General features: G+C 57.4%; 15 protein-coding genes, 1 tRNA gene and 2 pseudogenes. All 18 read right to left on the bottom strand.

Features of this window, described 5'->3' with window-relative positions; translation table 11 throughout:
* Nucleotides 1-78: 78 nt before the first annotated feature.
* The gene (locus OZX74_RS03240; RefSeq protein WP_277157108.1) at nucleotides 79-1539 is read right to left on the bottom strand and encodes an ABC transporter permease; all 1461 of its coding nucleotides are present in this window, start codon (nucleotides 1537-1539) and stop codon (nucleotides 79-81) included.
* The gene (locus OZX74_RS03235) at nucleotides 1524-1754 is read right to left on the bottom strand and encodes a hypothetical protein (protein ID WP_277157107.1); all 231 of its coding nucleotides are present in this window, start codon (nucleotides 1752-1754) and stop codon (nucleotides 1524-1526) included. The genes OZX74_RS03240 and OZX74_RS03235 overlap by 16 nt, the downstream gene beginning before the upstream one ends.
* 3 nt (nucleotides 1755-1757) lie before the next feature.
* Complete coding sequence (locus OZX74_RS03230; protein ID WP_277157401.1) at nucleotides 1758-2765, bottom strand: ABC transporter ATP-binding protein; 1008 nt, start codon at nucleotides 2763-2765, stop codon at nucleotides 1758-1760.
* 79 nt (nucleotides 2766-2844) lie between these two features.
* On the bottom strand, nucleotides 2845-3519 hold the full coding sequence (locus OZX74_RS03225; protein WP_277157106.1) for a response regulator transcription factor: 675 nt from the start codon (nucleotides 3517-3519) through the stop codon (nucleotides 2845-2847).
* Entirely contained in the window at nucleotides 3516-3995 is a 480-nt protein-coding gene (locus OZX74_RS09100) for an ATP-binding protein (RefSeq protein ID WP_348519562.1), read from the bottom strand. The genes OZX74_RS03225 and OZX74_RS09100 overlap by 4 nt, the downstream gene beginning before the upstream one ends.
* A 146-nt stretch (nucleotides 3996-4141) precedes the next feature.
* Nucleotides 4142-4621, bottom strand: a pseudogene (locus tag OZX74_RS09095) (histidine kinase); the annotation flags it as partial.
* 384 nt (nucleotides 4622-5005) lie between these two features.
* Entirely contained in the window at nucleotides 5006-5743 is a 738-nt protein-coding gene (locus tag OZX74_RS03215; protein WP_277157104.1) for an ABC transporter permease, read from the bottom strand.
* Between the two features lie 131 nt (nucleotides 5744-5874).
* On the bottom strand, nucleotides 5875-6753 hold the full coding sequence (locus OZX74_RS03210; RefSeq protein ID WP_277157103.1) for an ABC transporter permease: 879 nt from the start codon (nucleotides 6751-6753) through the stop codon (nucleotides 5875-5877).
* Nucleotides 6750-7886 (bottom strand): ABC transporter ATP-binding protein, encoded by a 1137-nt coding sequence (locus OZX74_RS03205; RefSeq protein WP_277157102.1) that lies wholly within the window; start codon nucleotides 7884-7886, stop codon nucleotides 6750-6752. Before OZX74_RS03205 ends, OZX74_RS03210 begins: the two co-directional genes overlap by 4 nt.
* A 210-nt stretch (nucleotides 7887-8096) precedes the next feature.
* Nucleotides 8097-8173, bottom strand: a tRNA-Arg gene (locus tag OZX74_RS03200).
* Between the two features lie 229 nt (nucleotides 8174-8402).
* Nucleotides 8403-9824, bottom strand: coding sequence for an ATP-dependent Clp protease ATP-binding subunit ClpX (clpX, locus tag OZX74_RS03195; RefSeq protein ID WP_277157101.1), 1422 nt, complete (start codon nucleotides 9822-9824; stop codon nucleotides 8403-8405).
* Nucleotides 9825-10000: 176 nt separating this feature from the next.
* On the bottom strand, nucleotides 10001-10672 hold the full coding sequence (locus OZX74_RS03190) for an ATP-dependent Clp protease proteolytic subunit (RefSeq protein ID WP_277157100.1): 672 nt from the start codon (nucleotides 10670-10672) through the stop codon (nucleotides 10001-10003).
* Nucleotides 10673-10677: 5 nt separating this feature from the next.
* On the bottom strand, nucleotides 10678-11301 hold the full coding sequence (locus tag OZX74_RS03185; protein WP_277157099.1) for an ATP-dependent Clp protease proteolytic subunit: 624 nt from the start codon (nucleotides 11299-11301) through the stop codon (nucleotides 10678-10680).
* 64 nt (nucleotides 11302-11365) lie between these two features.
* Nucleotides 11366-12615 (bottom strand): annotated as a pseudogene (locus OZX74_RS03180) (chloride channel protein).
* Nucleotides 12616-12843: 228 nt separating this feature from the next.
* Nucleotides 12844-14223: a trigger factor gene (tig, locus tag OZX74_RS03175; RefSeq protein WP_277157098.1), complete on the bottom strand. Its 1380-nt coding sequence runs from the start codon at nucleotides 14221-14223 to the stop codon at nucleotides 12844-12846.
* A 49-nt stretch (nucleotides 14224-14272) separates the two neighbouring features.
* The gene (locus tag OZX74_RS03170) at nucleotides 14273-15577 is read right to left on the bottom strand and encodes an HRDC domain-containing protein (protein WP_277157097.1); all 1305 of its coding nucleotides are present in this window, start codon (nucleotides 15575-15577) and stop codon (nucleotides 14273-14275) included.
* Nucleotides 15578-15800: 223 nt separating this feature from the next.
* Nucleotides 15801-16277, bottom strand: a complete 477-nt coding sequence (locus OZX74_RS03165; RefSeq protein ID WP_277157096.1) for an ASCH domain-containing protein — start codon at nucleotides 16275-16277, stop codon at nucleotides 15801-15803.
* Between the two features lie 44 nt (nucleotides 16278-16321).
* Nucleotides 16322-18325 carry a DNA helicase RecQ gene (gene recQ / locus OZX74_RS03160; RefSeq protein WP_277157095.1) on the bottom strand — a complete coding sequence of 668 codons (2004 nt, stop codon included), beginning with the start codon at nucleotides 18323-18325 and terminating at the stop codon, nucleotides 16322-16324.
* Nucleotides 18326-18390: the final 65 nt, after the last annotated feature.

Raw genomic sequence — 18390 nt, 5'->3', positions numbered from 1 at the left:
CAGAATAGCGCCTACTACCAGCGAATCATTGAATAGCAATACGTTATCTTCGTCGCTTTGTCTCCTTGACGAATAGCGCTACTGCTGGAGCTCAGCCATGGAATCAAGCGTCGCCAATATCCTGAGCTGACGTTTGTCAAGCAACTTGCCGCCTATCCATGTGCCAAGGGCCAATACGACGACACCGTTGACGATGCCGCCCAGACCGATAAGCCAAGACGGCCAATGATTGAACGCTACCAGCGCTGTCACCAGGCCCAAGGGCAGCACCAATACAAGCATCAGCGCGAAATAGGCCAACGGCATCACCGCTTGTGCCAGCCCGCGGCCTTGTGGCGTGGCGAACGGCTTTTCGATGGACGGCACCGGATAGATGGCCACACACGACATGGACTCGGCAATGCCCAATCCGACGAGATCGAACGCGACGGCCGCGCCAAAGAAAGCGAATAAGTGCATCCAATGAGATTCGTTGCCCCAGCCGGAAGTGAACGCCATCAGCACCAAGGCCATGACGGCCAGGTATGCCAGCGAAAACACGGCATAGACACGAACCCGCCCAAGCCTGTCATCTCGGCCTCGAAGCCCTGCAAGCACCTGCATCGTGAATCCTCGCCCGTCGTATGCCAGACCGTTGCTTTCGACGAGGTTCATGAACAGCGCGCCCAAAATCAGGGAGGAGAATGCGAAATCGGCTTCGCCTCGGGCCCCAAGCAACTCGATGACCATGAACAGCAACGGCATAAGCAACGTGAAGAACTGACGGGGGTCATGCTTGAAATACGTGACCAGACGCGCCGACACGGCTCCCGACGGCGAATCCGGCATCCAGCCGAACGCCCCGATACCCTTGACCTTGGCGGCATGGTTCTCCTCGCTGCCGGCCATCAGCCGCTCGCATTTAAGGCACCACAGGCCGATGGCGAAGCAGAGCACCCACGTCACCACAAGCACCAGCAAACGAATGAGCAAAGCGCCCCAGGATCCGCTCGCCACATCGAGCGGCAGAGCAAAGGCTGCAGCCAGAGGTGTGAAGGAAAGAGCCGTTACCACGCCGGATATCGAGCTCATCGCGTTGGAAACCTGTGCCCCGGAAGCCACGAATTCGGCACTTCCATCCACCGCCATGCTGCCACCGATGGCGCCGCCGAGCATCGCGGGTATCTCCATAATCGCCAGGAAAATCAGGAATACGACAATATAGAGCACCGTTTGGCCGTGTTTGGTGCGTACCAAGGTGTCGAGCAGCGAATTGACCATACGGCCGAGCATGCAGATGGTGAGGACGGCCAGAGGGGCGGCCACGACCGCCGCTACGACCACTCCCGCGCCGAGCCTGCGGTAGGCCATCGCCCATTCGATAAGCGAGACCATGCCTACAATCGCCGGGATTCCGGCAAGGCTGGCGGCGATAAGGCCGGTCTGCAACGTTTTGTCTTCGATACCGAACAGTGCGAAACGTTTGGCGCTCATCGCGGCTCCGCCCCCAACCAGCATCATCTGAATCATCAGCACCAGAAGGGTCAGGACAGTGCCCAAAGCACCATGACGAAACGCATTCCATCTGTGAGATTGATACCTTTGGGCATATGCGGGTCAGGCCCGAATTTCCATGCGAAAACGCCGATGCCGATAACGACCGCAAGACCAATCAAGCCGGTCAAGGCGAAATTCACCGCCTGCCAGACCGATTTGCGCATCGTCGCCCACATCAACGCCCACTTCAGACGCACTATGGTTGCAATTTCAGCCATCGTTCACGCCTCCGGATAAGGATTGGAGGGATAAGTGGCCGAATCGCCAAAATCAGTGGAATCGGTGCGATTAACTTGATTGCCTTGGTATGTCAGCAGAGTTGGATTGATTGATTTATCCGAATCAAACGCACTATAGGAATTTTCTGCGGAACCGTTGAAATTGCCGCCGTTCACGCCTTGTGTGGCATTCACACTTTCCGTTCCGCCGCCGTTGAGCCAATCGAGATGCGCAGCGCTATGGCGCCCGCCAACCAAGTCTAGGAACCGGTCTTCGAGATCTTCCCCAGCCGCGACCTCGGCAACCGTACCAGCCGCTCGAACCCGCCCATGGTCGATGACGGCGACGTGCGTGCACATCTTCTCGACCAGCGCCATGACGTGCGAGGAGATGATGACCGTGCCGCCCGTAGCCGCGTATTCGGCCAACACGTCCTTCAGATTCGCGCTGGAAACCGGGTCGACGGACTCGAACGGCTCGTCGAGCACCAGAATCCGCGGGCTGGCGATCATCGCCGTCCCGAGGCAGATCTTCTTGGTCATGCCGGCCGAATAATCCGAAACCATCTTGTCCCCCGCTTCGGCCAAGTCAAAGGCACGCAGCAGGTCGTCGGCACGCTTGGCGACTTCGGCACGCTTCATTCCCCGCAACATGCCCGAATAGACCAGAAGTTGCCGGCCGGTAAGCCGATTGAAGATCTGGTCAGCCTGCGGCATCACACCGATGGAACGTTTGGCACGGTTGACATCGCTCCACACGTCGGCCCCGAGCACACTGATCGCGCCGCCGTCGGGCACCAGAAGCCCGGTGACCATGTTGAGCGTCGTGGTCTTGCCCGCTCCGTTGGGCCCGACCAGCCCGTAAAATGAACCGACGGGAATATCCAGCGAAAGGTTGTTGACGGCGGTTTTGTCGCCGAAGCGTTTCGTCAGCCCCCGTATTGATACCGCAATCTGCCCGGCGTTGTTGACAGTCTGGGCATAGACCGGAGCAGGAGCAGCCTCGTTCATCATTTTTATCCTTCTCATCGCAACTTCTTCGTACTTTCAGAATACCGGACACCCTGCAGATTAGTCATTAAACTCAGACTTATTTATCCATGCCGGCTTTGTACCAGAGGACGGCTATGTTGACACGTTCCCGGACGACGAGCTTGGCGAGGATACGGCTCACGGTCTTCTTGGCAGAATCGGGTTGGATGCTCAGACGTTCGGCGATTTCGGCGTTAGACAGTCCCTCGCTGACCAGAGAAGCGACCTCAAGCTCACGTCTGCCGAGCGTTGCGAAGCGTGCGAGTAGTTCGGCTTGTTCGGTTTCGGCTTGCGTCTTGGGGATTCCTCGCCTGATCACCTCGGCGGTGATGCGTGGCGTGAGGATCGCGTCGCCGTTATAGACGGAATGGATCGCTCGGCACAGGTCGGTCGTATGCACGTCCTTCAACAGGAAGCCGGACGCGCCCGCTCCCAGAACCCCGAACGCGTAATCGTCCTGGTCGTAGGTGGTCAGTATCAGAATTCTGATATTCGGGTACTGCTGCTTGATGGCTGCGGTCGCGTCGATGCCGTCCATGACCGGCATCCGCACATCCATCAGTATGACGTCGGGCAATGGCTTACCCGCCGCTTGTAATGAAGCGAGTATATCGAGCGCCGCTTGCCCGTTTTCCGCCTGAACCGTCACCTGAAGTTCGCAGTCTTTGGCGACCATCAGTGCGAAGCCCATTCTGGCCGGCCGCTGGTCGTCGACGATCATCACACGAATCATGACTGCTCACTTCCCTGTAACTGTTTGCTGAGAGGCTCGGACAGAGAAGGGATGTATGCCTTCACCGTCCAACCATCGGAATCCGGCCCGGCGGCAAACGTACCTCCTATTCGTTCGACACTTTCCTTTAGCCGCACCAACCCAGTACCATCGCCGTATTTGCCTGGCTTCGCCTCATTTCTGCCGTTTTCTGTATCAGACGTGGATGAATCTCCCCCATCTTGACCAGATTCATCAACTGGTTTCCCGTTGTCCCGCACCGTAATGGCGATGCCGCCTTGCGCGTCATGGTCCCAGGAAACGACGATTCTATTGACTCCCTGCCCATGCCGTATCGCGTTGGTGATGGATTCGCGGGTGACGTTAAACTCAAGTCCGCCTGTCGCTGATCCTGCAGTCGACGTCCAGTTTCCGTCAAGGCCGTGGTGATGCCGATTTGTCGTGAATGGCCGAGAATGGGTTCGATGTCGTCCCAATCGTGCAACTCGACCCGTGCAGACAACACAGGAGCATTGCCGCCCTGCATGCCATTTTCGGCCACACCACCAGCCTTTTGTTTAGAACCATAACTATTTTCCTGATTCGCGTTCTTGTCGCCGTCAACGAATCCGCCTGGTTGCAATGCCTTTACTGCTGTTCTCGTATCCGCGAGCCCTTGCCGCGCCAAATCGTTGATCATGCATATGGCGTCATTCGTTTCGGGATTGTCACCAACACCATCCAATCCTTCGGAGAGGGCGATGATAGCAGTCAGATCATGGCCAACGCTGTCGTGGAGTTCCGCTGCTATACGGGATTGCTTTAGCGCTTGGTCACGCTGCCATGCAAGTTTCTCACCCCGTTCTTGTTCGCCAAGCAACGCGCGCTCAGACTGCCGACGTTCCCTAATATTCTCTGCAAGTATGCCAAATCCTGCGAACAGAAGGAAAAGCAAGGTGAAAGGATATAAATACTCAAGGAAATTGCCATCATGATGCAGCAACGTCGCCAATAGCAAACTTACCAATCCCAGCAACCCGGCACATACAACGGCGATAATTTGCAACAGCCGCTTTTCAATTTTCGATGCAGCAAAGAATACGGAGACTGCCCAGATCAACATCAAATAGCTACATGCCGAGCCAAACAGCGCTGCCGTTATCAAAAGCATGGTAGTTTCCACTATCAAAATCCACAATGGCCAACGATCGCAGAACCATATGCCAATAACCGCTCCAACGACGATCATTACAAATAGTTGAGTTCCCCATCCGGTGCCTTGCATCAAAACATACAAGGTCGGATTCGCTATATTGGGAGCCAGAAGCAGACGAGTTATCATGACGCTCTCATACAACGCAAGCAGAATCACAAATATATGAGCACTATTTACTTTGCCGAAGAACAAACGTATTGTGTCTACCAGTTTTACCTTGCTCATATCATTCTCTTTCCTGATAGCCATTAATCTTATTATGGTCATTCCGCTATATAACATCGTCGATGCTTAGACGGCCTTACGGGTGAGCCTGCGGAACATCAGTCCGCCGACGATAACCCAGAACGCAGCCATCAACGTCGCCGCCATAATGGAACCAAGCGAGGCGACATTGCCCAAATCTCGGGCAGCCGAAGCACCGGTAACCAGCGAGAAAGGGTAGACCAGCGTCAGAGGCGGGATAATCAGCGTGAACACACATCCAAGCAGAGTGAGCACCAGGACGACACTCATCGTGCCGGCGAACGATTCGAATTTCGCCGAGATCGACTGTGTCAGCGTCATGATCGCCCAAAGCGCTAACGTCATCGGAATACCACGAAGTAGGAACGGTCCGACATCACGCAGGCTGAAGCCGAGTATCACCTTGCCGACCACCATGAATTCGGCCTCGAACATCGCCACGGTTAGCAGCGAGGCCAACAGACCGTGCAGCATCTTCCCGATGATCGCCGTGGATGCAGTGCCGCTGGCGTTGAGCCGCTGCCAGTTGCGGCCGACGTGCTCGTTGGATTCGATCTGAGCGGCGAACGCCGCAACGAGGACCGGCATGAACACCATGCTCGGCAACAGGATGGCCTGGCCCCAGACCGCCGCCCACGTCACGCCTTGGGCCTGGAAATCCTTGCGATAGTCGACATACTGGCTCCACCCGTTGAACATGCCGATGAGATCAAACAGCACTGTCGCGATCCAATACCACAGGTTGCCTGCCTTGTGTATCTCCCAACGAAGTGCCGCAGCCACGGATGGTTTGGATGGACGTCTTGTTGTTCCAGGGTCGCCAGCAGATCTCATAGAGATCATATTGGGGGTATTTTGAGAGTCGTTCATCGGTTTGTTCATGGTCGCTGGTTTGTTTATCATCATGTTTTCGTTCATCGTCTTGATTCCTTCACCTTGATAATCAGCGCCGAAACAACCGTCCAAATCACACAAGCGGCAAAACTTGTCAATACGCAGATCCAGGGATTACCGGCCATCGTCACATTGGCGTATCCGTCTGCCGTGGCAAGGCTCACGAAAGGGTCGGCGGCTGAACTGATGCCAGCGGGAAACAGCCAGCCGAATTGTGGCTTGCTCATCGCAATCAGGCCAGAACCAATCAGACCGGCGATGACACTGACGCCAAGACCCACGGCCTGCTTGGCGACGACCATGGAAATCAGCAATTGGACGGCCGTGACCGCCAACGACGAGAACATCGCGATCAGCGACGTCACCACCAACAGCCTCACATAACCTCCAGCGAAATCGAAACCTTTCGCCTTCGCCGCCATCGGAATCCACACCAAAGGAATGATGAAGCACATCGCAAGCGCCAACCCCGCCACTGCGTACTTGGCGAGGAACCTCATCACTTCCGATTGGCTTAACGACAGCCATTTGAGATTCATACGCCCGCCAGTTTCCATCACCGCCAAACGACTGGTCAGCAGCGCGGCCAGAATCGGAGCCATCAGACTGATGAAGCTGTACGGTTCGTTATCGGCAAGCAAAACAGTACGAAGCGCAGGATTGCCGCCGGCCCGTTTCATGAACGCCGCACCCGACCATGCCGAGGTCAGCAATGCCATGCCCGAGGCCATCCACCAGAACGATGAACCTTTGAGTTTGTGCAGCTCCATACGGATCGCGGTGAACAGGCCAGCTCTCCTGTCGATCGCATTACCGGTTGCGTTTACTTGTGAGCTTTGAATCGGTTGATTGCAATACGGATTGTCATATGGGCTGATACCCATGGTGTTCGATCTCATCGCACGCCTCCCGCAACTGGCATCTGAGCATTATTGAGATTAGGTTGGAATCCGGGAACGCTCTGATTTGTCACAGTTTGCATATTGCCGCTATATGTCGGCACACTTCCATATTTCATTGCCATCGAACGTTGGTTCATACAATCGACAGCATTACCTTGGCCGTCTTGTAACTTTTGACCATCCGGACTTTCCACCAACTCAAGAAACGCTTCCTCAAGACTTTTCCGTTCCGAAGCGACGCGATAAACCGCGATATTTCTATTGACCATTTGCACAACCAAGCCGGCAATTCGGCCATCCGAACATTCCGGAATCTGCAACTCGCCGTTCTGCGACATAGACCGATAGGCGATGCCGTTTTGGTTGAGCACGTCCGCCGCACCTTTCAAATCGGAGACGCGGATATCGATGTGCCCTTGTTCACGCAGATCATCCAACGAACCCTGATAGAGCAAACGGCCGGAAGCGATGATGCCGACCACCGGTGCCATCTTCTCGATTTCGGAGAGGATATGGCTGCTGATGATGACGGTGACACCCTCACGAGCCGCCAGATCCATGATCATCTCACGGACCTCGACCACCGCCTCGGCGTCCAACCCGTTCGTAGGCTCGTCGAGCAACAGCAGCTCCGGCCTCGAAATCAATGCCATGGCAATGCCCAAGCGCTGCTTCATGCCCAGCGAATAGTCCTTCGCCTTCTTATTCTCATGACTTTTCAGGCCGACCCGGGCCAGCACCTGCGTCGCTGCGGTAGTCGGAAGCCCAAGATAGTCCGCGACCATCCGGCAATTGTCCAAGCCGGACAGTCCAGGATAGAAACTCGGTCCTTCAATCATCGAGCCGACGCGACCGGGTTGGATACGGTGTCTGGCACCGTGTTTGCCGTCAATCTCCTGCCCCAGCATCCACATCTGACCGGAGGTCGGCGAGGTAAGCCCCAACAACAGTTTCATAGTTGTCGATTTTCCAGCGCCATTGGGTCCAAGCAGACCGTAGACGCCGCCCGTCGGTACGTTGAGATTCAGCCCATCCACCGCCTTGAAATCGTCATACGCCTTGACAAGATTCCGGGTCGCGACAGCCAATTTCATCTGCGTTCCAGAATGACCATAACCGTTCACCGCCATTATTCCGCCTTTCCAGGTAAGTACTTCGTGCACTTCCTATACAAGACGAGACAAAGTGTGGCAGCAACGCAAAGCGGAAAACTGTACCCCTAGGTAGACAGATAAATGCTAACGGTAATCAAGAAGAATATCCGAGCGCCAGACTGGACACCTATTGGACACCTGAAAAACAAAAAATCCGCAGAATCGTTGAAATTCTGCGGATTTGAATGGTGCGCACGGCAGGATTCGAACCTGTAACCTGCTGATCCGTAGTCAGCTGCTCTAATCCATTGGGCTACGTGCGCAGTGTCAAGAACCTTGTTTTTGACAACTCATCTAATATAACGTAGGTTGCCGATTCGCGCAAGTATGGCGTGTCGCGAAAGAACATAAAGCGCCACGGAAACGAGAATGAACTATTCTCATCACAGTCGAGAAGACCGTTAAAACAAGCCCTATTGAACCCAACACCCTTGCTGAAAGAGCGATCGAACTTCAGAATGATGCTGCAATCACAACAATGGCAAGTTCTGCTTACTCGAACGCATGTATCTTGCTGCGACGAGACGAACGGCCGGACAAGGACGAAGAGACCACCATCTTCGGCACGTCCTCACCACTGACCGCCGTCTCGTCGACGATGACCTGTTCCACATCGTTCATCTCCGGCAGCTGGAACATCGTCTCCTCCAGAGTCTTCTCGATGATCGAACGCAGCCCGCGGGCGCCGGTTCCTTCCCTGATGGCCTTGGCCGCGATGGCAGCAACGGCCTGGTCAGTAAACGTCAGCCTGACCCCGTCGACGGCAAAGAGCTTGCGGTACTGCTTGATCAAGGCGTTGGCGGGGCGCACGAGAATGTCGCGCAGGTTCTGCTCGGTGAGTTCGTCGAGCACGCTGACCACCGGCAGACGCCCGATGAATTCCGGCAACAGGCCGAAATCACCCAGATCATCCGCGTCGACCTGCCGCAACAGATCCGCCCTGCTTTCGTCCCTCTCGTCGAAGGTCGCGGTGAATCCGCTTTCACGCGCCCCGAGCCTCTTGCGCACGATGGCGTCGAGACCGACGAACGCGCCGCCGCAGATGAAGAGAATGTCGCGCGTGTCCATCTTGACGGTGTTCTGGTCGCGGTGCTTGCGCGTGCCCTCGCCTTCCAACGGCACCGAGGCGATAGTGCCTTCCAAAATCTTGAGCAACGCCTGCTGCACGCCTTCACCGCTCACGTCGCGGGTGAGCGAGGCGTTTTCGCCGCTTTTGCGGGCGATCTTGTCAATTTCGTCGATATAGACGATGCCGTGCTGGGCGCGGTCCACATCGCCGTCGGCGGCCTGCAACAGACGCTGCAGCACGCTTTCCACGTCATCGCCGATATAGCCGGCCTCGGTCAGGGTGGTGGCATCGACGATGACGAACGGTACGTTCATCACCCGTGCAAGCGTCTGAGCCAGGTAGGTTTTGCCGACACCGGTCGGCCCGAGCAGAAGGATATTGGATTTGGCCACCTGCACGTCCGCAAGCGAATCGGCCCCCTGCTTGCCGGAACGTCTGTCGGCACTTGCCTTGGCGGCTCCGGCGGCTCCGGATTTCCGTGACGCGCCCGATGCGGCAGCGGCCATACCCATGCCGGCCCCGGAACCATGAGCGCCCTCGCCCATCTCCATGTTGACACGTTTGTAATGGTTGTAGACGGCCACGGAAAGGGTGCGCTTGGCCTGCGGCTGGCCGACCACGTACTGGTCGAGATAGGCATAGATCTCGGAGGGCTTGGGAAGGTTCAGCGCGTTGATCTTGACGTCCTGGTCGTTGTCGTCGTTGATGAGCTCGACACATTGGGCGATGCACTCGTCGCAGATCGCCGCGCCCTGACCGGTGACGAGCTTACGTACCTGTCGCTCGCTTTTGCCACAGAATCCGCAGCGCGGGACGGAGTCGTTGTAATCCACTACGTCGCCCATGCCTTCTCCTTACCGCGTCACGCACGCTTCATTCGGCTTTATCCAGATGCAGAGCCGTCTGCCACCGCTCTCTTCAACGGCAGCGATACCAGTTACGACGATACCCCTCACGCGCGAACGCAAGGGGTACCGTTCCTGTTTTTACGTCAACCTAGATGACGTATCGCACCATAGCGCTACTTACGGTTGGTGAGCACCTCGTCGACCATGCCGTATTCCTTGGCCTCCGGTGCCGTCAGGAAGGTATCGACCTCGATGTCCTTGCGGATACGCTCGGCGGACTGGCCGGTGTGCTTGGCCAGCGTGTTCTCAAGCCATTCACGCATACGCAGCATCTCCTTGGCCTGGATCTCGATCTCGGTGGCCTTGCCGGCGCCCTGATCGATGGCGGGCTGATGAATGAGCACACGCGCGTTCGGCAGCATCAGGCGCTTGCCCTTGGTGCCGGCGGCAAGGATGACGGCTGCGGCCGAGGCGGCCTGACCCAGGCAGACGGTCTGCACGTCCGGCTTGATGTACTGCATCGTGTCGTAAATCGCAGTCATGGCGGTCATAGAGCCACCGGGAGAATTGATGTACATCATCACGTCGCGGTTCGGATCCTGGCTTTCCAGAACGAGCAGCTGTGCCATGATGTCATCGGCCGAGGTGTCGTCGACCTGCACGCCCATGAAGATGATGCGATCCTCAAAAAGACGGCTGTACGCGTCCTGAGTCTTCATGCCATACGGCGTCTTCTCGCTGAACTGCGGCATCACATAACGGTTCTGCGGGGCGAACCCGGCCACACCACGCGGGCCGGCGAGTCGCTCGGCACGAGCCACGAACTTCGCTTCTTCACTTGCCATATTGTTCACTCCCCTGCCTTCGCCGTACGCATGCTGCCCGGCGTGGTCACGATCTTGTCGAAGAATCCGTAATCCAACGCCTGCTGGGCGGTGAACCAGTGGTCGTATTCATTATCGCGGTAGATCTCTTCCAGCGTATGGCCGGTCTGGTCGGCGGTGAGCTGCGACATGGTCTTCTTCATATCCATGATCAGCTCGGCGTTGATGCGTACGTCGGTGGCCGTGCCGCCGATACCACCCGAAGGCTGATGCATCAGGATACGCGTATGGCTGGTAGCGAAACGCTTGCCTTTAGTACCGCTGGAAAGCAGGAACTGGGCCATGGAAGCCGCCATGCCGACGGCCACGGTGGCCACGTCGGGTTCAATCAACTGCATGGTGTCGTAGATGGCCATGCCCGCGGTGACCGAGCCGCCGGGCGAGTTGATGTAGAGCCAGATATCCTTCTTCGGATCCTCGGCCGCAAGCATCAGCATCTGTGCGCAAATGACGTTGGCATTGGAATCCTTGACCTCGTCGCCAAGCCAGATGATGCGTTCCTTGAGCAACCTATTGAAAATCGGATCCGTCATGGCGGGGGCCGAATCCCCCTCATCCATCGACGGCATTGATGTCAGCAATCCTGCCACCGTATCTCCTTGATATTCACGTGTTTATTACCGTTAACGATATTACCCGCACTTATACGACAGCCTACTGTTTTTTGCGCTGAGAACGAGAAAGAAGACCGTTGAAACCGCGCGAAACCAGCGCCGACACGGCCACTCCGATGCCGACCGGCACGAAGAAGGCCATCGGAGCGCCCGTCAGTTCCATCACCAGGCACATCGCCATCAGCGGCGCTTGCTGTGAGGCGGCGAGCAACGCCGAAGCCCCCACCAACGCGCACGCGGTGACAGTGTCACCGGGGCTAACGATGACCCACACAAAACCGAGCAACGCACCCAGCGTCGCACCGATCGAAATTCCGGGCTGGAGCACACCGCCGGAAGCGCCGGAACGGATGGTGGCCAGCGTCAGCAGCGCCTTGGCCACAAGCAACGCCAACAGAATCGGCACGACGGCGTTGGCTTCACGGGCGGTGGCGGCGAAAGCATATTGCGCCACCGAACGGCCGTTGCCCATGATCTGCGGCAGCCATATCGCAACGACACCCGTCGCCAAGGCGGCCAGCGGCATCATCCAGAGAATGCCGGCACCTTTGGGTTTGTTTCCTTCGGCCCACTGCGAGCCCTTGCGAAACATCGCACCCCCGACACCGCAAATCGCTCCGGCAATGACGGCGAACAAGGTCAGGCTCAGCGTCGGAATCGCAGCTTTGCCCATGGCGGCCATCCCGTAGAACGTGCCACGTCCACGAATCATCGATGCAATGTAAGCGGATATCGCCGAAGTCCCGAGCGCCACGGTAACGGTTTCCATGCTGATGTCGGTGAGCAGAATCTCGATGGCAAAGAACGTGCCGGCAAGCGGGGCGTTGTAGACACCGGCAAGACCGGCGGCTGCGGCTACGGCCACAACGGTTCTGCGGTCTTTTTCATCGCTTAAATGGACAAGCTGCGAGAAACGTTGGCCCAGCATCGCGCCAAACTCACGCGGCGCCACTTCACGGCCGATGGACGAACCGGAACCCACAATGAAAATCTGGAGCAGCACATGGACTGTGGTCTGCCAGACCGGCATCCGCTCCCCGCCACGGCAATCTTCACCGACGGCACTTTGGCGGTTTTGGCACGCAACAGCCACCAAACAACAGCTGCAAACACGGATCCGCCGACGATCGACGCGATACGCCGCCACGCCGCCACCTGGTAGGGGCTGGGATCCAGCGGATTCTCGACATATCCCAGCATGAGCCGTTCGACACCGCTCAGCATCAGGCCGAGCAGCCCTGAGCTCACGCCGACGACCCCGCCAAGCAGGAATATGACGGCGGCAATCATGCCCAACCGTTTCCATCCGCTATCGTTCTCTCGTTCCACCAGCGATTCCGGCTTTCTGCGACGATTCATATAGGCGCTTTAGGCACCTAGACTTCATTCATCTGTTTATTTTCTTCAAACCAATATAATCGGCCCCAAGAAAATCAGTATAGATGAACAAAAAGGAGTCGAGGCAAACCTCGTACTCCCTTTTAGGATCTTAATCAGAGATTGACTATTATTCCGAAATCACTCGGCCTTGTCGTGGTCGCTGAGCTCGTCGGCTACGGCTGCAGCGGCGGACGCGGCCTCGACGCTTTCGTTCTCTTCGGCATCCTCGGCGACTTCATCATCACCAAGGAACGGGGTCAGATCGAGATCCTTGCCGTCGCAGGTGAACTTGACAGCGCGCATCCCGGCCAAGAGGCCCTTGGAACGGCCGACTTCCTGAACGGCAGAGCCGAGCTGGCCGTTCTGGACGATCGCGTTGATGAAAGCGCTCGGATCCATGCCGTACTGCTGGGCGATGGAGGCGAGGAAGTTCGTGACATCCATCTGGGAGACCTTGACGTCGAGCTGCTCGGCCAGGGTATCGAGCACAATCTGGTCCTTGAGCTCCTTGTCGGTGGCCTCTTCGGCTTCCTTCTTCTGGTCCTTGGTAGCCTTCTTCGGATCGGCAGTGACCTGCTTCAAGTGATCTTCGATCATCTCGTCACGAACGCCCTTGGGCAGCGGGATCTCCACGTCCTTCTTCAGGGCGTCGAGGAACGCATCGCGAGCCTCGTTGGCCTGCTTACCTTCGCCGTCACGCTCGCACTGCTTCTTGATGTCGGCCTTGAGCTCATCAAGGGTGTCGAACTCGGAGGCTTCCTGGGCGAAGTCATCGTCGAGCTCCGGCAGCTCTTCGGTCTTGACAGAATTGACCTTGACCTTGATCTGAGCCTTCTCGCCTTCATGGTCGCCGCTTTCCAGCGTGCCTTCGAAGGTGGTCTCCTCGCCTGCGGACAGGCCGTCGAGCGCTTCGTCAATGCCGTCGAGCAGCTTGCCGCTGCCGAGCTCGTAGCTCACGCCTTCCTGGGAATCGACGTCTTCGCCGTCGATGGAGGCGGTGAGGTCGATATTGGCGAAATCACCCTTCTTAGCCGGGCGATCGACGCCCACGAGGGTACCGAAACGCTGACGAAGGTTGTCGAGGCGCTTGTCGACGTCCTCATCGGTGACCTCGGCCTTGGCAACGTCGAGGGTCATGCCGTCGAGCTTCGGCAGCTCGATTTCCGGGCGGCGCTCGACGGTGGCGATGAACTTCACCTTGGTGTCGTCCTTCTCGCTGGTCGGCAATTCCTTGACATCGAGCTCGGGCTGGGCCATCGGGCGAATCTTCTTCTCCTCGAGGGCCTTGGAGTAGAGCTCCGGGACGGCGCTGTTGACGGCTTCACCGGCGACGGCGCCGAAACCGACGCGCTGGTCGATGATCTTTCCGGGCACATGGCCCTTGCGGAAGCCCGGGACGCTGATCTGCTTGGCGATCTCCTTGCGGGCCTGATCAAGATAGGGGTCGAACTCTTCCGGGTCGACGGTGACGGTGAGCTTCACCTTGGTGGGCTCGAGATTCCTCACGCTGATTTTCACGCTAGTGCTCCTGACGATTATTCCAACTACTTCTGCCTTTAGGCAACCCTCATATGATAACGCGACTTACGGACTCGGAAATAAGCGCAATCTGCCATTCGCGCGCCCCTTGCTCACGCAGAAATTCGGGAATATCGAGCTCGGCCGCATCGTCACGCCAGCATAGGTTGCGGATGATCTGCGGCTTGATGACCACGTCGTGCGGGGTCCTGGTATCCTGGGCGATCTGGGCGATGACCGCACGCACCCTCTTGAGACGGGCGAACCGTTCCGGCTGATGCGCAGACCAGTATTTCATGGAACGCGGCGCATTGGCCTGCGGCTCCTGGGACGGCGTGGGCGGCTCCGGCCAGTCCTTCGGCTTCAATTTCAGAGCATCCTGGATGGTATCTTTCCACACGCTGGGCTTGATGGAACGCTGAATCGGAGCGTAGCGCTCGAACATCTTGTCCTGCTCATTGCCCATGTGAATACGCACCCGCTCGTTCAAGCTGCGGATGGCACGGAACTGGCGGGCATTGTGCGGCTTCTTCTGGGCGGCCTCGATAATGGCGGCATCGCTTAGCAGCAGAGTCGGCGCGATATCGTGCTGACGCGCAAGCTGGTCGCGCTTCTCCCAGAGTGCCTTGGCTACGGCCTGACCGCGCCTGTCGTGGCCGAGCACGGTGAAATGGGAGATGCGCATCCATGGCACCGGGTGCTTGTGCTGAGGACCGATTCCCTCCTCAAGGGCATGGCTGAATTCCTCATCGGCCCATTGTGCTTTGCCAGCCTTTTTCAAGTCGTCTCGCATTTTCTGCTCGAGTTCGATAAGAAGCTCGACGTCAAGAGCGGCGTAATTGCGCCAGTCGCGCGGCAGCGGACGATACGACCAGTCGGCTGCGGAATGTTCCTTGGCCAGTGTGATACCGAGATAGTGTGCAGTGACCGCAGCCAAGCCGAACCGTTTGAGGCCGAGCAACCTTGCGGCGATTTCGGTATCGAAAAGATCGTGGACTTTCATGCCCAGGTCGGTGAAGCCGGGAAGATCCTGCAACGAGTCATGGATAATCCATGTGGCGTCGCCGACCGCACGATTGAATTCTTCCCAGTCCGCACCCGCTTCATTGAGGGCCATCGGATCGAACAGGACAATGCCGGAACCGGTGCGTTTGAACTGCACCAGCCAGTCTTCGTGGCCATAGCGATAGCCCGAGGCACGTTCGGCGTCGGCAGCCAGCGAGCCACTACCCGCCGCCAACCTGTCGCAGGCCTCATGAAACCCGTCGATCGTATCGGTGACCTCGGGAACGCCCTCTCGTGGCTCCTCCTGCAATCGTGGCTCGCTCGACAACCGAACTCCTACTCCGTCCATCGCAACGTTCCGTCATCACGTTTTCACGCACGAGTAGCGGGATGACCATCCGGTGGACACTGCTCTACATTAAATCCGGCGTCCACCATATCGCGAGCCTTGGGCAGCGGCGGCAGCCCCTACACCGATTCATCCTTGAGACGGCGGCACATCCTCTCTCTTGATCGGCTGTCCCCTTTCTTCCTTTCCTTGAGTGGCAAGGCACGAAACGTCTTCCTTCTGCTCACAGCCGTCTGATCACGCGGAAGCGTTCACAAACGACTTCGGTATCATCATCGACCGCAAACGTATCGTCTCCTATCTCCTGGCGAAATTCCGGGCTTTCCCAAAACTGCGCATGGGCCTTACGCCATGCTGCAACATCGTCATATCCTTCGCCTTCGCCGCGAGCATGTTCATCGGTGATATCGCGGATGTTGCAGACCGTGACTTCCTCCAACCGGGTGATGCACACCGCTTTGTCGTCGGAGTCGAGCACCACAGCCAGTTTCCCGACCTGGGGCAGCGGCTCATGGTCATGCTGGTATTCGACAAGCAATGAAGTTGTCCTGGTTTTACGCCCGTCGAGAATCGCTTCAACCAGACGATCACGCAAAGGACCGGGAAAACCGTACTCATCGCGATCAAGGGCGCTCACATCGATGGCGTCGATTCCCGCTTCGGCATTGTGATCATTGTCCGTTTCCCTATTAGTCGTCATTGTCGTTCTCCTTTTCAGTCATTTTCCGATTCGCGCAACCGCACCTACTGCGAGCGCACCACGTCCATGAAACGGGGGCCATAAAGCCGCAGCTTGTTGTCGCCCACACCATTGACGGCGAGGAACTGGGCGTCGGTGACAGGCTTGATGCGAGCCATGTCGCGCAGGGTTTTGTCGGAGAAGACGATGTAAGGCGGTTTGCCGATCTCCTGGGCGATGGTGCGGCGCAGCTCGCGGAATTTCTGGAAGAGCGCCTCGTCCTCTTCGGTGGGTTCGTAATCGCCATAAGTGGCGTTTTGCGACCTGAAACCGTCGGTGCCATTTGCAGCATCGACATCGTAGGAGCCGAACGCAGAGCCCGACGTTGCGGCAACCGGATTCTTGCGCTGGATACGTTTAATTTCATAGTGGAAATCAGGGCTTACTGTCTCCCCTGCACGCACGCCGAAACGAACGATCGGCAATCTGCCTTCGGAAACGAAGAGATAGCCGTCGGTGGCCATCTGGTTGATGACATCGCGGATTCGCGCATCCGGCACGTCGTGCAAAGCCCCATAGCTCGGCACCTGATCCAGGCGTCGGCTGATGAGATCCTGAGCTTTCGAACCTCGTAGCACCGAGACGATCTTGCCCATACCGAAGCTCTGGTTCAGGTCGTGGACGCAACGGCTGACGGAGCGGGCCACGTCGGAGACGTCAATGGTCTCGAAGGTGCTTTCGCAATTGGCGCAGTTGCCGCATTTATAGACTTCACCATCTGCTGGAGCATCTTGTGCTTGACTGTTTTCTGCAGGATTGACGCCATTGGGATCGGCGAAATAGCGCATGATATAGCGGTGCAGACATTCGGTGGTGCGGCAGTAGCCGATCATCGCGTTCAACAGACGCCGATGGCTCTGCCGAACGATTTCCTGCTCTTCCGGGCTCATGCGTTCGTTGTCGGAATCCATATCCAGCAACCTGCGGCGGGTGACGATGTCGGATTCGTTCCACAGCAGCGTGCAACGCCCCGGTTCGCCGTCCCTGCCGGCTCGTCCGGCCTCCTGATAATAGGCTTCGATGCTTTCCGGCATGTTGTGATGAATGACATAACGGACGTTCGACTTGTCGATGCCCATGCCGAAGGCGTTGGTGGCCACCACCACCGGCACCCGGTCGGTGACGAAATCGCGCTGCGCCGCCTCGCGTGCTTCGGCCGACATGCCACCGTGATAGGCGGCGGCGTCGATGCCGTGACGGTTCAGCACATCGGCAAGCGCCTCGGTCTCCTTGCGGGTGGCGCAGTAGACGATGCCTGATTCGTCGGGATGCTTGGCTGCATAGTCGGTGATCCACACGTTCTTGCGTTTGGTCGGCATATTGATGATGTCGAAATACAGGTTCGGCCGGTCGAAGCCCGTAACCGTGACCTTGGGGGCTTTCAGCCGTAGCAAACGAACGATATCACGCCGTACTTTTTGCGTCGCCGTCGCGGTGAACGCGGCGACGGTCGGACGCACCGGGAGCGAGTCGATGAATTCGCCGATGCCCAGATATGACGAGCGGAAATCCTGACCCCATTGCGAGACGCAATGCGCTTCATCCACCGTTATCAACGAAATCCTGACCTGCGCGGCGAAGCTGCGAAAACGCCCTGTTTCCAAACGTTCGGGAGCGACGTACAGCATCTTCACCTCCCCACGTTTGGCCTGGGCGAAGACCATGGATTGCTCGTCGCTTTCCTGTGTGGTGTTGATGAACGCCGCCTTGATGCCTGCATCGTTCAGGGCATCCACCTGATCGCGCATCAGCGAGATCAACGGGGAGATGACGATGGTAAGCCCCGGCAGCATCGTGGCCGGCACCTGATAGCAGATGGATTTGCCGGCCCCTGTCGGCATAACCCCTAAGACGTCATGGCCGGCAAGAATGGCATCGACCAGATCAGCCTGTCCCTCACGGAACGAATCGTAACCGAAATAGCGCTTCAGGGCTGCGAGCGCGCCACCATGAAAGTCTGCGTCAGCAGAGGGCTTTTCATCGATTGGGTAACCGTCATTCTGGTTCATCGTCTATAAGACCGCTTTCCCGTACTCTCTCTACAAAATCAAATCAAAAATCGCTCGAATATCAC

The sequence above is a fragment of the Bifidobacterium sp. ESL0798 genome (assembly GCF_029395415.1).
Lineage (GTDB): Bacteria > Actinomycetota > Actinomycetes > Actinomycetales > Bifidobacteriaceae > Bifidobacterium.
This window is presented reverse-complemented; position numbering and strand designations above follow the sequence as displayed.